We start from the raw sequence: 13,901 nt of genomic DNA, 5'->3' as shown, positions 1-13,901 counted from the left end.
TATAAACGTCACTTCAAAAGGTGCTCGCCGCCGTCGATAAAAATGCAGTCTCCGGTGATGAATTCATTCTCTAATAAAAACAATACCGCGCTGGCGATGTCTTGCGGGCGCCCGCGCGTCTTCATGGGTACGCGGTTTTGCATACGCTCGATGTAGGCTTCGTCGTCGCCCGGCGGCGGTAGAATCAAGCCAGGACACACGCCGTTGACGCGAATGGCGGGCGCGAGCTCTTTCGCGGCCATGCGGGTGAATTCAAACAGCGCCTTCTTGGACAGCGTGTAGGCGAAATAGTTGGAGAATTTCTGGGTGATTTTTGTATCAAGCAGGTTGATCACGCTGCCTTGTTTACATCGCCGCGCAAAGTCGCGAGTCAGAAAAAACGGCGTCTTGAAATTAATATTGAAATGCCGGTCAAAAAAATCTTCATCGGTTTCAAGCAATGGCGCCCGTTCAAAAATCGAAGCGTTGTTGATTAACACATTACAGTCGGGGCAGCGCTCAAAGGTTTCAGTAATCAACGCCGTCGCGGATTTCACCTCGCTGAGGTCAGCGCAAAATAGCTCGCATTCGCCGCCGTTTTTTTGAATCTCGCTTGCGAGTTGTTCGGCGTCATTGCACGAATGGTTGTAATGCAGGGCGATACGCCAGCCCTGCCGCGCCAGCGTCAACGCGATTTCGCGACCAATACGGCGCGATCCGCCAGTGATGAGGGCCGTTCCCTGTTGGTTCATGCTGACCACTCGTTGTAATGTACCAGGCTATCAATCGGCAGCCGCGTTTTTTTCAATTCTCCATCGACGGCGTACCCAACCGGCAACAGTAGCGGCGCCACAAAACGCTTGGGGATTTTTAATATCTTTTTCACTTTGGTTTCGTCAAAGCCTTCCATCGGCACAGTGGACAGCCCCGCCGCGCTGGCGGCCAACATAAATACCATCGCCGACAACATCACCTGTTTGGTCAGCCAGTATTCTTCTTCGACCGCAGGCAGCCTTGGCACTGGCTTCACCTGGCGCACAATCGGCAACAAGAATTTTTTCCATAACCAATGCGTCCGCATCGGCCCTTTGTCGAACGCCAACGGCACCATCTTGCGCAGCATTTGTTCGTAGCCCTCATTGATGACGCCTGCGTCTTTTTCGGCCTGAATCATTTTTTCAAAATTATTTTTGACCACAGCGCGGTCGCCGAGAAAGACGACCACGGCGGGCGCTTCGCAAATTTGCTTTTGCCCCATGCACGAAGGCAACAGCCGTTGTCGAAGTTCGGGGTCGGTCGCGACCGCAAAATGTGTAGGTTGCAAATTATAGCCGCTGGGCGCCCAATGGGCCGCATCTAACAGGCGGTCTAACAAGCCTTCGGGCAACGGGTCCGGTTTAAAATGGCGTACGGCGCGGCGTTCGCGCACCAGGCGCTCAAAGGCTTCAAGGTCCATTGTCATCTCCAAATCATTTTGGCGCCGACGCAATGCGGCGGTATGGTGAAATGATAATGCACACGGCGAGAATGTGAACGTGGAGACTGTGATGAAACGATTCTTATTAACACTGGCCTGTCTGGTTCCCCTCATGGGCGCGCTCGCCCAAGACGCGCCCGATGGATATCGCGCTCCAGTGATTGTGGAACTTTTTACTTCAGAAGGCTGTTCCAGTTGCCCGCCCGCTGACGAGGTGCTTGCCCATTTATCGGACTTGGGATTCAGCGACGAACAAGTGATTCCTCTGTCTTATCATGTTGATTATTGGAACGACATCGGCTGGACCGATCCCTTTTCTCATAAATATTGTACGCAGCGGCAGTGGAACTACGCCCGCCTCTATCGCGCCAGCCAGGTCTATACGCCGCAGATGATTGTGAATGGAACCAAGCAATTTCTTGGATCAAACCAGACGCTCGCCAAACAAACCATCCAAGACGCTTGGCAAAAAACGGACGCGGCGAAAATTCAGTTCAGCAATATCAGCAACGAAATTCACTCGCCAACATTGACGCTGAAAATTACATACACGCTGCATGAAGCCTTCGGCCCCGGCGAATTGGCGCTGTTTGTTGCAGCGACGGAAGACAAACTCGCCAGCGACGTTACGCGAGGCGAAAACCAAGGCCGCGTACTCAAACATCACGCCGTCGTCCGCACGATAAAGCGCATAAACCAAATCTCAACCAAACAAAACGCCCCCGTCGCCAAACAAGTTTCATTGTCAATCAAACCCGGCTGGCAGCGTAACAACTTAAGGGCTGTGGTCTTTATTCAAAACCTGACCAACGGCGCCATTATCGGCGCCGCCTCAAAGCGCTTGGCAGGCGATACCACGGCGGCTTCAAACCCGTTGTATGAATAATACCTATCTCATAAACATCTGTGTCATAGCGAGGAGCCGTGATAATTTGAAAACGTTTCGATATTACGCGGCTCGTCGGGAGCCGTGCCTGCGGCAGGCAGGATTCTCCCTCCCCGGGCTCCAGTCGTAAAGTCTCTATTCAGGCATGGGTGCAACTCTGGGAGCGCCTGTGCAAAAGGGCGGAGCTGCACTGAAGCGAGCAGAGTTATACCCATGCCACACGCAGCGAAAGATCATGTATATATGAGATAGATTCTAGTAAACTGATTCTGCGAAAAGGTTTATAATAGTGGTTGCCAAAATACTGTGCGGATTAAGTTTTCGTAACTGTATCTATCGCTGGGCCCCTGCCTGCGGCAGCCTGTTAGCCGTAGGCTAGGTCGGCTGCGGGCGCGCTTTACGCACATATTTATGACAAACCCTCTAGGATACTTCATGGACTATTCATTCGTCATCCCCGCATACAACGAAGAGCGACGCGTCGCCCGTTGCATCGAGTCGATTCAAGAGTCGATGCAGGCGCTGCCGCGTGAATATGAGATCATCGTCGCGGATGACGCATCCGACGACGACACCGCGAAAATCGCTGAGCGACTGGGCGCGCGCGTGGTCGCGTCCGGCAAACGCAACATCGGCGCGACTCGCAACGTCGGCGCAAAAGCGGCGAACGGCGAAACGCTGATTTTTGTAGACGCTGACAGTTTTATCTCGCCGCAGACGGTAGTCCAAATGGGCCGCGCATTAGAAGAGGGCGCCATCGGCGGCGGCGCAACCATCGAATGGAGCAGCCGCGCCGGGTTTTTCGCTAACCTATGCCTCATCGGTTGGAACACTGCCTCGCGGTTATTTCACATGCCGGCGGGTTCGTTTTTTTTCGTGCACAAACGGGCCTTTGAGCAGGCGGGCGGGTTCGACGAAACTTATTTCGCTACCGAAGAGTTGCATTTGGGCAAAGAATTAAAACGGCTTGGGCGCCTGACTGTCGTCAAAGCGCCCATTCAAACTTCGCCGCGAAAAGTGCACGAATTCAGCGGGTGGGAAATCGCCAAAATGTTATTTGCAATTTCACTTTCGCCCGGACGTACGCTAAAAAACCGCGATAAGCTCCACGTCTGGTACGAACGCCGCAACAAGTCCTCTCAATAATTAAACCGGGACTTCTTCTATCTGTAATTCTTCCACTTTTGTGGAGCCGTTCACGGCATTGAGACGAATGCTCGGTCCTTGTCCGTCGCCGATGGTTCCTTTGACGTGTTTTTTCTTATTGATTTCGGCATTGATCTCTAAATCGCATGAAGCCCTTCCGTTTACGGTCGACGCATCCAATGATCCGTTGAAGTGTGCCGGGAGCATGACTTTGACCGAACCGTTTACCGTACCAGCCTCAATATCCGCCAGGCAATTCATCACCGAAACATCGACGGAACCGTTAACGGTGTTGAATTTGCCCGCCGTTTCCATTGTGCCAAGCCGCGCTTCAATGCGACCGTTGGTTGTGTTGGCAACCACCCCGCCCGAAACGTCCAGCAAGTCAACACGCCCGTTGGTGGTGCTCGCCTCGACGCCGTTGGTCATGCCATTGGCTTTCACTTGTCCGTTGACCGTGTTCAACTTCGCCGCCAAATCGGGCGGACATTCGACTTCGAGCAACACCGACACCGATTTGCCGAACGTCGCTCTTGGGTGCTTGGCGTAAATTCGCACCTCGTCGCCCACGACCTCCGCCTTGATCTCAACCGATTGAGAAAACGCCTCGGCGGAGGAATCAGTGCGAGCACGGATGGTTTTGATCGCGAAGACTTTGACTTCATCGCCATCGACGGCTTTGAGGTCGATTTTTCCGTTTACCGTATCGACCTTGATCGTCCGGGCGCCTTCGGCGTTGACCGACAGGCTAACTTCTTCTTCATATTTTCCATTCAAACCGCACCCGGCGATACTCAACAAAACCAATGCAGCCAAGGCCAGGTGAAAACCCGCCGTCCTAAATCGCGTATTCATTTCGTTCTCCGTGTTGCCAAAATAGACCATCGTTTAAGAACCATACGACCTAGCAGACGCCCCCGCGCCTGCTGGAGCGTTTATCAAAACCGTGTGCGGAAAGCGCACTCGAATCCGCCGTGGCGTACCAGCGATAAAAGGCGCCTTTCATTATACTACGGAAGCGCCTCGATTAACTTTCAAAAAAAAGAACTGTTCGTCGAATTAGACGGCGGGAAACAGGCTGAGAATTTGATCGACCGAGGTCAACACCGCATCGGCTTGTACACGAGAGCAGTTGGGATCATCTTCGCGTAAGCGCAGCGAACGCTGGTCTCCCGCGTACAACGCCGTCTGAAATCCGACCTGCTGCGCGGGCCAGACGTCATTGCGCCTGTCGTTGCCGACAAACACCGCTTGTTGCGGCGAGATCGAATATTTTTCATGCAAGCGCTGCGCTGCGAGTTCATACAATTGGGTCGAGGGCTTGCCTTGCAGATGCTCATACGACCATATACACAAATCCAAATCAAACCCCAATTTGTCGAGCGATTGCTCCAAAAAGGCTTCAAACAAAAGTGGAGTAAAAAATTGCGCGTTGGATACGATGCCTAAAATCACGCCGCGCTCGCGCAATTCGTCAAGCGTTTCTTTTAATCTGGGCATGGGCCAGGCGGGATTCACGCGGGCTTCATATTCGATGGCTAATATCTCCGCTTCAACGGCTTCGCCTTCGATGATCTCCGCCCGCCGCCAATCCATTAACAAATCTTTCCATACGGCGCGAATATCAACTTCGGGAAATTCGGTTCCTGTGTCGCGCTGTATTTGTTGATGTGAATGAATCAAGTTGAGCAGCTGGCGACCAAACGCCGCGTCGGCCCATTCGTTGCGCACGGTAAAACCGCAGGCGTGCAGCGCCTCGCGTATACCCTCGTCGCGGGCGTGTTCCTGACTGAGGCTGATGTCGCCGACGCCGGAGACGATCAGGGTCCCGTATACGTCAAAAATTGCGGCGCGCAGCCCCGGCATGGGCGCGACCGTTGCCGTTAAACCCGTTGGCAACGGGTCGAGCGGAGCGCTTAATGCGCGGATGCGTTGAATAAGAGCGTTGTTCATCAGGTCCTCAATAAACAAAATCGTTGCGGCGACATGAAGGCGTTTAACAAAGCGCCTGCATCGAGTGAAGCCAGCGGCGCCGGTTCGCTCTGCGCGATGGAATGATAGATGGAGAATAAGCGGTCGCCGTATTGCCGCAGGTTGTAGGCGTCTTGGATGCGGCGGCGGTTGTCTTGTACCACGCGGGCGTCGGCGATGGCGGCGTCGAGCGATGCGGGCGAGATTTCTGACTTGGCTTGTTGGGATTTCGCAATGCGTTCAATCACCGTTTCCTGCATGGCTTCGGGCAAGCGGCCAAATTCAACCCGCCCGCCTGTCACGCTAGCGGCGAAAGCCTGCTCTTGATCGCCCGGCGCCGGAACGCGCCCATAATCGCTCCATGCGGTTTTGAGGCCCCGGTCCAACGTCCGGCGAAAGTCGCGTTCGCCGACCCAGTCGAGCGGAACCTCTACGCGTTCGTACATCCCGCTCAGGTTGACGCCTTCTTGAACAAAGTCGGAGGTAATGTCCGCCAGGTTGCGCCCAAGCAACGGCCGTCCCGCCAGCCAGGGTTCCAAAAACGCCAGGCCAAAGCCCTCGGCGACGCTGGTGGTCATCAGCGCATGAGCGCTGCGCATCAACGCGGGAAACGGCAGCGGCGATTTGGCGCCGACCTCAAATTCAACTGGCAGATTCAATTCTTGGGCGAATTGCACCCAGCGGTCATAGATTGGCTTCGCGGTCGGGTTGTTTGGTGCAAGCGTGACGCCGAAGCGGTCGCCGGGCCTGGATGCAGCCGCCCACAGCAACAACTCGCCGATGTTCTTACGACGAATGGCGCGGGTTGGATACAAAAAGAAACGCTGATCGCTGGCAATGACGTCAACTTCGCTGTCATCTAACGCAACCGGGTTCGCGAGGGCGTGCAAGCGTTGCGTTGGCGCGCCTGCGGTTGCGAGTATATTCAAGTCGCGGGCGTTCAATGCGGCGTAGTGAATATGGGCCGCGTCGGGATACAATTGTTCAGAGAATCCGCCCGGGTTTGAATGCGATAGCCGCTCTGTCAAAAAGCGGTAATTCGACGGACGCCCGTCTTCGGCGAAGTCGTGAATCTGCAACAACAGCCGTTCACCGCGTTGCGCCAGTCGATGGACGGCGGCGGTCAAGGTCGCGTTTTTACCGAGTGAATGGTTGTGAATATGCCACACGTCGGGCGCGCCGCCCAACGCATGAGTCGCCGCCTCGCGCAGTTGTATTGCGAGCTCGTCCGGCGAACAAGCGGGCGCTCCCTCTTCGTACGCGAGAGCAGGCAACTCCACGATCGGGCATGGAAAGCGTTTGCGCTCGAAGGTCGGGCCGTTGGGGCCGGATATCGCGACCGCCGCAACCCGCTCTTTGAGCGACGCGACGGCGTTCTCAATCACCCGGGTCACGCCGCCGGGACGAAGATGGTAGTGAACAATCGCAACCCGCATTCTCTCGTCAGTCATTGGGATGAAATTTTTCGCGATACTCGGCGATCTCCATCATGGGAGGCCGTTCTTCTTCGACGATGGCGTGTTCAATCGGCTCGTAGGTTTTGTCATGCGCCTGGAACTGATACAACACCTTGCCCAAATCAGGCATCTCGTTGATGACGCCCAGCGACTCGCAGCGGTTTAAAAACGTCTGCATGATACCGAACGACATTTTGCCCAGCGAGCGCGTAGCCTGGTTGCGGTGGACGCGCTGGTCGAGATCGGTCTGACCAAATGCGTCCATGCCCCATTGATGATACACGTCGATCAGGTGCGAAGTCTCGACGCCGTAGCCAATCGGGAACGGGATGCGCTCTAACACCTCGCGACGGACGGCGTATTCGCCCGACAGCGGTTGAATGATCGCCGTCAGTTCAGGGAAAAACAACGAGAACATCGGCCGCGTTAAAATTTCCGTCACCCGCCCGCCGCCGGAGGGACGCACCCCCTGCGAAAAAGCCAGCGGACGGTCATAAAACGCTTTGACGTACTTGATCTCAGGCCGGTAGATCAGCGGCGCCACCAGGCCATACACAAAACGCGGGTGAATGTTTTTGATATCAGCATCGACGTAGACAATGATGTCGCCTTTGAGTTGGTAAATCGCTTTCCACAGGTTTTCGCCCTTGCCCTTCTTCTCGCCGTATTCAGGCAGGATGTCAGCTGAGAGATAAACGTCGGCGCCGAAGGTCGAAGCCACGTCGAGCGTCTTGTCGGTCGAACCCGAATCAATCACGGCGATCTCATCCAACAATGGATAGCGCTTCATCAGTTCTGAAATAAAGATGATGACCTCTTTGCCTATGGTCGTTTCTTCATTCAGCGTGGGGATGCACAGCGAGATAGTCAGGTTTTGCTTCTCTTTTTCTTCCACCAACTTGAGCAGGTCCCAATACTGGGAGTGATGAAAGGTATTGCTGGCGAGCCATTCATTAATCTTTGTCACAATACCCTCCGTCAATCGCCATCAGCGACCCGATCAATTGCGCGAGGCCTTTGTAGATCGGCTCGATCTGGATGGATTCATCTTCCTGGTTGTGCCGCTCGCCGTGGGTAATGCCGATGGTCACGGCGGGAATTTTATGGTCGATAAAGGCCGAAAGTTCTGACAGACTGGGCGAGACGTGCGGCTGAATGTCGAGCGCTTGCATGATATTGCGCACGTTCCTCACCAGCGGGTGGCGAAAACCGATGCCGCCCGGCTGGCGCAGCGCCAGCGTCTCCAGCGTGACTTTCGCCTTGGAGCGGTATTTCATTTCCGCCACGATGTCGTTGAGTAGTTCATCAATTTGGGCGACGATTTCGACCGAGTCGCTGCGGGCCTCAAAGCGCAGCCGCGCTTCGGTGGCGATGGTGTTGAATGAATTGCCGCCTTCGACCGAGCCGAGAATAATGGTGCTGTACGGCTTCTTGGGCAGCGGGATCGCGCAGATTTGATTGATGGTTTCGTTGATGACGCTAATGGCGCCCGAGGCGGCGATGCCGGTCCAGTCGTAATTTTCGGGCACTTCACATTGGATCTCGCCGCGAATCATACCGATGGAGTTAAAGCTCAGCCGCCCCAGTTCCATCCCTTCCACGCAAACCCCGCAATGCACCGGCATCTCAGAGTTGCTGAGAAAAAAACGCAGGCCGCTTAAATTGCCGCGCCCCAGGCTGCGGGTGGCGCCCATCAAAATCAGGTTAGAACTCAGATTGATATTCAAATGCTCTAAAATCGTCGGCAGCGAAGCCAATACCGCAACGCCCAAACTGTTGTCGGCGACGCCCGGCCCGGTGACGCATTCTTTTTCGACGCTCATCGAATGATCGACCGTGCGCGGAAATACGGTGTCGGTATGCGCGACCAATAAAATATTCCGGTCGCCCTTGGTCCCGGGGTGGACCGCCAAACCGTTGCCCGCTTCGTCGGTGGAGATGCTCGCCAGGCCGCATTCGCTAAAACGGTTTACCAAAAATTGAACCCGGTCTGCTTCTTGAAACGTCGGCGATGGAATCTCGCCCAGCATGACCAGGTTCGCCAAAACGACTTCGCGCATTTCTTCGAGACCGTTTTGCATATCGGGCAACTGTTGGAGAATTTCCTCCATCGTCGGTAAACCGTTCGATAGTTTTTTCACTTTTTCTGCTTCCATCTCACCCAAATTGTGGTTTTATGCTTATAATCGCTTCATACGTCATTCAATGCAATACGCGCACCGCTCTTCATCAATTGGTCGAAAATAATTCGCTATGAGCGGCTGGGCCGTCTGGGAGTTCAAACACACCCTATGAAAGAGCGCATCGGATTTTTATCCACCCGCTTCGCTGGTACTGACGGCGTCTCGCTTGAGACCAATAAATGGTCGCATGTGTTTGAGGCCAAGCTAAACCACAAAACCTTCTGGTACGCCGGACGCATCGACAAGCCGGCGGAGATCAGTTTTTGCGTCCCCGAAGCGCATTTCGGTTTCCCTGAGAATGAATGGATCAACAAACAAATCTGGGGCTACGGCACCCGCTCCTCCATCATCACCAAGCGCATTCGCGATCTCGCAGACTATCTCAAAGAAACCATCTACGAATTTGTCGGGTCGTATGACATCACCATTCTGGTCTTAGAAAACGTGCTCAGCATTCCGATGCACGTCCCCTTGGGCATCGCCGTTACGGAATTTTTGTCGGAAACGCAAATGCCTTCCATTGGGCATCATCATGATTTCTATTGGGAGCGCAGCCGCTTTTTAGTCAGCGCGGTGCAGGATTATCTCGACATGGCGTTTCCACCGCGCAGCCATAGCGTTCAGCACGTGGTTATCAATCAGTCCGCCCAGGAAGAACTCTCGTGGCGCAAAGGCGTACCCGCGATGTTGGTGCCGAATGTGTTTGATTTCGATTCGCCGCCGCCCATGCTGCCAGACGAATACACCTCTGACATCCGCGCGGAGATCGGCCTGACGCCCGACGACGTAATGATCTTGCAGCCAACCCGCATCGTGCCGCGCAAAGGCATCGAACACGCCATCCACATGGTGGCGATGTTGGAAGACCCCAAATATAAATTAGTCGTTTCACACGAGGCGGGCGACGAAGGCTTTGAATACCGCAACATGCTGGCTGAATACGCCGCTGAAGAAGGCGTCGACCTGCGCTTCATCGCCACCCGCATCGGCGAATACCGTCAGCTCGATAGCCAGGGCAAAAAAATATACACGCTGTGGGACCTCTACCCCCACGCCGACCTCGTAACCTATCTCAGCCTTTACGAAGGCTTCGGCAACGCGCTGCTCGAAGGCTTTTATTTCAAGAAGCCCATCATCGTCAACCGTTATTCGATCTACGCGCGCGACATCGAACCGAAAGGCTTTTTGGTTCCCGCCATCGACGGCTACATCACCCGGCGCTTCGTCGATGAAGTGCGGCGGTTGATTGAAGACGAAAACCACCGCAACCACGTCATTAACCATAATTACAAACTCGCGCGGCGTTTTTACAGTTACGAAGTCTTGCAGCGAAAACTCAACTCGCTCGTCGCCAACCTGCGGGGAGTCTAATCATGCTTAAAAGCATCGCACGCGACCGGCTCAGCGAACTCGAACAACGCTTTGAAAGTCTCTACGGCGACCTGTCGGCGCGCTGCCTCGCCCGGTTGAATATGATGGTCGGGCGCTACGGCGTCGGCTTGAATCCAAATCGTTCACAATCTCTTTGGGATGAAACTTCCAGCCTACTGATTACCTACGGCGACATGGTGCGCTCCAAGCACGACACGCCGCTCTACACCTTGCGGCATTTTCTGCTACGCCATGTGCGCGACGCCATTCAGTCGGTGCATGTCTTGCCTTTCACGCCCTATTCGTCTGACGACGGTTTCTCAGTCATCGACTATCGTACGGTTGATCCTGAATTGGGAACCTGGACTGACATTCGCGGACTCAGCACCGACTACCGCTTTATGGCGGACCTGGTCATCAATCACGTCTCGCGCCAGAGCTCATGGTTCAAAGATTTCACCATCAACGTCGCGCCCGCCTGCAACTACTTCATCGAACTGCCGCCGGACACCGACGTACGCACCGTGGTCAGGCCGCGCACCAGCCCATTGCTCACGCCTGTTCATACCCGTTCTGGCGAGCGCTATGTATGGACCACCTTCAGCGACGATCAGATTGACGTCAACTTTGAAAACCCTGACGTGTTGTTTGAATATCTCGACATTTTGTTTTACTACATTTCGATGGGCGCAAAAATCATCCGGCTGGATGCGATTGCTTTTTTATGGAAGAAACTGGGCGGGCCGTGCATCCACCTGCGTGAAACTCATGAAGTGGTCAAGATTATCCGCGATGTGTTGGACCTGGTTGCGCCTGAGGTGGTGTTGCTGACCGAAACCAACGTGCCGCATAAGGAAAACGTCAGTTATTTCGGCGACGGCGACGAAGCCCATATTGTCTATCAATTCAGTATGCCGCCGCTGGTTTTACACGCCCTGCTGAACGGCAATGCGTGCTATTTAACCCAATGGGCCATGCAACTCGAGGCGCCGCCCATCGGCTGTACGTTTCTCAATTTCACCGCCTCGCATGACGGCGTCGGCGTACGTCCGTTGGAAGGCCTGGTTCCTGACGAAGAAGTCCACGCGCTGGTCGAAGCCGTCAAAGCGCGCGGCGGACGCGTGTCAAGCAAGAGCAATCCAGACGGCTCCATGAGCCCGTACGAACTCAACATCACCTACTTCGATGCGTTGTCGGAGCCGATGAAAGCGCCCGGCGCAGAACACATTCAGCGCTTTTTGTGTTCGCAGACCATCCCGCTGAGTTTCAAGGGCGTTCCGGCGATTTATTTCCATAGCCTGACCGCGACGCCCAACTGGCAGGACGGCGTCGCTGAGACCTGCCGCGCCCGCACCATCAACCGCCGCAAATGGAAAGAAGACGAACTCGAGACCCTGCTGCGCGACAAAGAAACCCCGACGGCGCAGGTGTTTGACGAATACATCCGCCGTCTCAATATTCGCAAACAGCATTGCGCATTTCACCCCGACAGCGATCAGACCGTCCACTCGCTCAGCGATGACGTGTTTATCTTGGAGCGCGTCTCCGCCAGTGAAGCCAGCGCGGTCGCGGCGCTGCATAACGTGACCAACAAAACCGTCACGCTAGATGCGCAATACAAACTGCCGACGCTGCACAGCCGCAAAGAGGCGTTCGACCTCATCAGCGGGCAATCCATGCAAACCAACGAAATCACGCTGCAACCCTATCAGTGCGTCTGGCTGATCGCGGAATCAATGCGGACGTAATCGTTTCACCAATGCAGATAAGAAATGTCGCAGGGGATTGGGTGGAGCGGCTTTCGGAGCCAGCGGCAATAAGCCGCGACAGAGACAAGCGCAACCTAACCCCGAAGCATTTTGATTTGAGAAATTAAATTAGGGTTCATCCGGTAAGTGAGTACCTACATTGATGAATGCAATGATTTTGTTTAGGAAAACGTATTCCGGCTTGTCAAAAACGGACAAACCAAATGAGGCATGGGTGCAACTCTGGAAGCGCCTGTGCAAACGGGCCTGATAGCCCGCACTGAAGCGAGCAGAGTTGTACCCATGCCGCGTGCAGCGAATCAGTTTATAAAAAAGTACCCAGTTTTCGGAAGAACCTAAATTAGAAGGTATTGGTAGGGGAAAATGGGGTGGCTGATGGGATTTGAACCCACGACATTCGGAGCCACAATCCGATGCTCTGCCCCTGAGCTACAGCCACCATAAATTTCATTTTTCGTGCTGCTGTGACGAATAAGTATCCTAACTTCAATCCCCCAAATCAACAAGACGGGCTGAACAGCATTATTTTAAACATTCTCGATACGCGGCTTCCGTCTTTTCGATCATTCCTTCCAGCGAATAGTCGCGTTCGAGGCTTTCGAGGCCGTTGCGGATCAGCGTCGAGTCGAGCGTGTTGTCTTTATGGAAGCGGTGGATCGCGGCGGCGATTCCATCGGGGTGGTTTTGCGCCAGCAGCCCATTCACCCCGTCGATAATCAAGTCGCGCGAACCGGCAACGTCCGTCGCAACCACTGGAACGCTATTCGCCCAGGCTTCGAGCACCGTCAACGGTAAGCCTTCCCATAACGACGGCAATACGAACAAATCCATCGCATGATACAAGGGCCTTGCGTCGTTCTGCGCTCCAATAAATAAGCAGCGCTTGCCATACCCCATCCGGCGCGCCTGGGTTTGCAGCGCGTTTCGGTCAGGCCCGTCGCCGACGATGAGCAACACGTCAGATTCGCGCCCGGCCCATTGAAACGCTTGCAGCAGCCGGTCAACGCCCTTCTGCCATTGCAACCGCGCCACGGTTCCCAAAACAAACGCTTCGTTCGATACGCCCAACGCCTCACGGATGCGGTTGCGGTTTTCGCGGCGCACCGCAAGTGGAGTCTCTTTGACGGGAACCGCATTGGCGATCACCTGCGACTTGGCTTCCGCTTTGGGAACGGCCCGCGCCAGGTCGGCTTGCGTACTCGGCGAGACGCAAATGTATTCATCCGTGAGACCGCACTGCATTCGCTCCAGCGAATTGACGATGATGCGCGAGCGCGCTTTTGGATAATAGGGCGGGTGGTAGCCGTGGACGGTATACACAATCGGCGGGCGCTGTTTGAGCCGTATCGCCGCCGCGCGCGTTAAAATCGCAGCGCGATGGCCGTGAACATGGACGAGGTCAAATTCGCCCGATTGCAGCCAACTTCGTAGACGTTGATAGGCAACAATCGGCAGACGTTGAAATCCGCCCCAATGGTTTACCTCGCAGCCTGCTTGCGTCAGTGTTTGAAGAAACGCGTTGTCATCGCAGGGAGACGCGACAGTGACCTTCCAACCCGTTGCGATTAATCCCTTGGAGAGATGCAACACATGCCGCGCCGCCCCCCCGTGCAACGAAGCAACAACCTGCAAAACGCGCGGCGGCTCTGCCATGGTTCCGTC

At 54.8% G+C, this 13,901-nt stretch carries 12 protein-coding genes and 1 tRNA gene; 4 read left to right on the top strand and 9 right to left on the bottom strand.

The features are described from left to right. Window positions 1-8: 8 nt before the first annotated feature. Window positions 9-731 carry an SDR family oxidoreductase gene (locus tag P9L94_06810; GenBank protein ID MDP8243773.1) on the bottom strand — a complete coding sequence of 241 codons (723 nt, stop codon included), beginning with the start codon at window positions 729-731 and terminating at the stop codon, window positions 9-11. Continuing rightward, entirely contained in the window at window positions 728-1,435 is a 708-nt protein-coding gene (locus P9L94_06805; GenBank protein ID MDP8243772.1) for a nitroreductase family protein, read from the bottom strand. Before P9L94_06805 ends, P9L94_06810 begins: the two co-directional genes overlap by 4 nt. 91 nt (window positions 1,436-1,526) lie before the next feature. Here P9L94_06805 and P9L94_06800 point away from each other — a divergent pair, with 91 nt between their 5' ends. Then, window positions 1,527-2,342 (top strand): DUF1223 domain-containing protein, encoded by an 816-nt coding sequence (locus P9L94_06800; protein MDP8243771.1) that lies wholly within the window; start codon window positions 1,527-1,529, stop codon window positions 2,340-2,342. Window positions 2,343-2,777: 435 nt separating this feature from the next. Then, the gene (locus tag P9L94_06795) at window positions 2,778-3,488 is read left to right on the top strand and encodes a glycosyltransferase (GenBank protein MDP8243770.1); all 711 of its coding nucleotides are present in this window, start codon (window positions 2,778-2,780) and stop codon (window positions 3,486-3,488) included. Here P9L94_06795 and P9L94_06790 read toward each other — a convergent pair whose 3' ends face one another. The 5 genes from P9L94_06790 to P9L94_06770 form a co-directional block, all read right to left on the bottom strand. Continuing rightward, on the bottom strand, window positions 3,489-4,343 hold the full coding sequence (locus P9L94_06790) for a DUF4097 family beta strand repeat-containing protein (protein ID MDP8243769.1): 855 nt from the start codon (window positions 4,341-4,343) through the stop codon (window positions 3,489-3,491). A 204-nt stretch (window positions 4,344-4,547) separates the two neighbouring features. Further along, on the bottom strand, window positions 4,548-5,441 hold the full coding sequence (locus P9L94_06785; protein MDP8243768.1) for an HAD family hydrolase: 894 nt from the start codon (window positions 5,439-5,441) through the stop codon (window positions 4,548-4,550). After that, window positions 5,441-6,910 (bottom strand): glycosyltransferase family 4 protein, encoded by a 1,470-nt coding sequence (locus tag P9L94_06780; GenBank protein ID MDP8243767.1) that lies wholly within the window; start codon window positions 6,908-6,910, stop codon window positions 5,441-5,443. Before P9L94_06780 ends, P9L94_06785 begins: the two co-directional genes overlap by 1 nt. Further along, window positions 6,903-7,883, bottom strand: a complete 981-nt coding sequence (locus tag P9L94_06775) for a glucosyl-3-phosphoglycerate synthase (protein ID MDP8243766.1) — start codon at window positions 7,881-7,883, stop codon at window positions 6,903-6,905. Before P9L94_06775 ends, P9L94_06780 begins: the two co-directional genes overlap by 8 nt. After that, window positions 7,870-9,057 (bottom strand): M20/M25/M40 family metallo-hydrolase, encoded by a 1,188-nt coding sequence (locus P9L94_06770; GenBank protein ID MDP8243765.1) that lies wholly within the window; start codon window positions 9,055-9,057, stop codon window positions 7,870-7,872. Before P9L94_06770 ends, P9L94_06775 begins: the two co-directional genes overlap by 14 nt. Before the next feature lie 150 nt (window positions 9,058-9,207). Here P9L94_06770 and P9L94_06765 point away from each other — a divergent pair, with 150 nt between their 5' ends. Both P9L94_06765 and P9L94_06760 read left to right on the top strand, forming a co-directional pair. After that, window positions 9,208-10,470 carry a glycosyltransferase family 4 protein gene (locus P9L94_06765; protein MDP8243764.1) on the top strand — a complete coding sequence of 421 codons (1,263 nt, stop codon included), beginning with the start codon at window positions 9,208-9,210 and terminating at the stop codon, window positions 10,468-10,470. Window positions 10,471-10,472: 2 nt separating this feature from the next. Continuing rightward, complete coding sequence (locus tag P9L94_06760; GenBank protein ID MDP8243763.1) at window positions 10,473-12,218, top strand: sugar phosphorylase; 1,746 nt, start codon at window positions 10,473-10,475, stop codon at window positions 12,216-12,218. A 385-nt stretch (window positions 12,219-12,603) separates the two neighbouring features. On the opposite strand, the gene P9L94_06755 is transcribed toward P9L94_06760, so the two are convergent. Next, a tRNA-His gene (locus P9L94_06755) sits at window positions 12,604-12,678 on the bottom strand. Window positions 12,679-12,761: 83 nt separating this feature from the next. Beyond that, on the bottom strand, window positions 12,762-13,892 hold the full coding sequence (locus P9L94_06750; GenBank protein ID MDP8243762.1) for a glycosyltransferase: 1,131 nt from the start codon (window positions 13,890-13,892) through the stop codon (window positions 12,762-12,764). Window positions 13,893-13,901 lie beyond the last annotated feature (9 nt).

The organism is Candidatus Hinthialibacter antarcticus (assembly GCA_030765645.1).
Classification (GTDB): Bacteria; Hinthialibacterota; Hinthialibacteria; order Hinthialibacterales; family Hinthialibacteraceae; genus Hinthialibacter; species Hinthialibacter antarcticus.
This window is presented reverse-complemented; position numbering and strand designations above follow the sequence as displayed.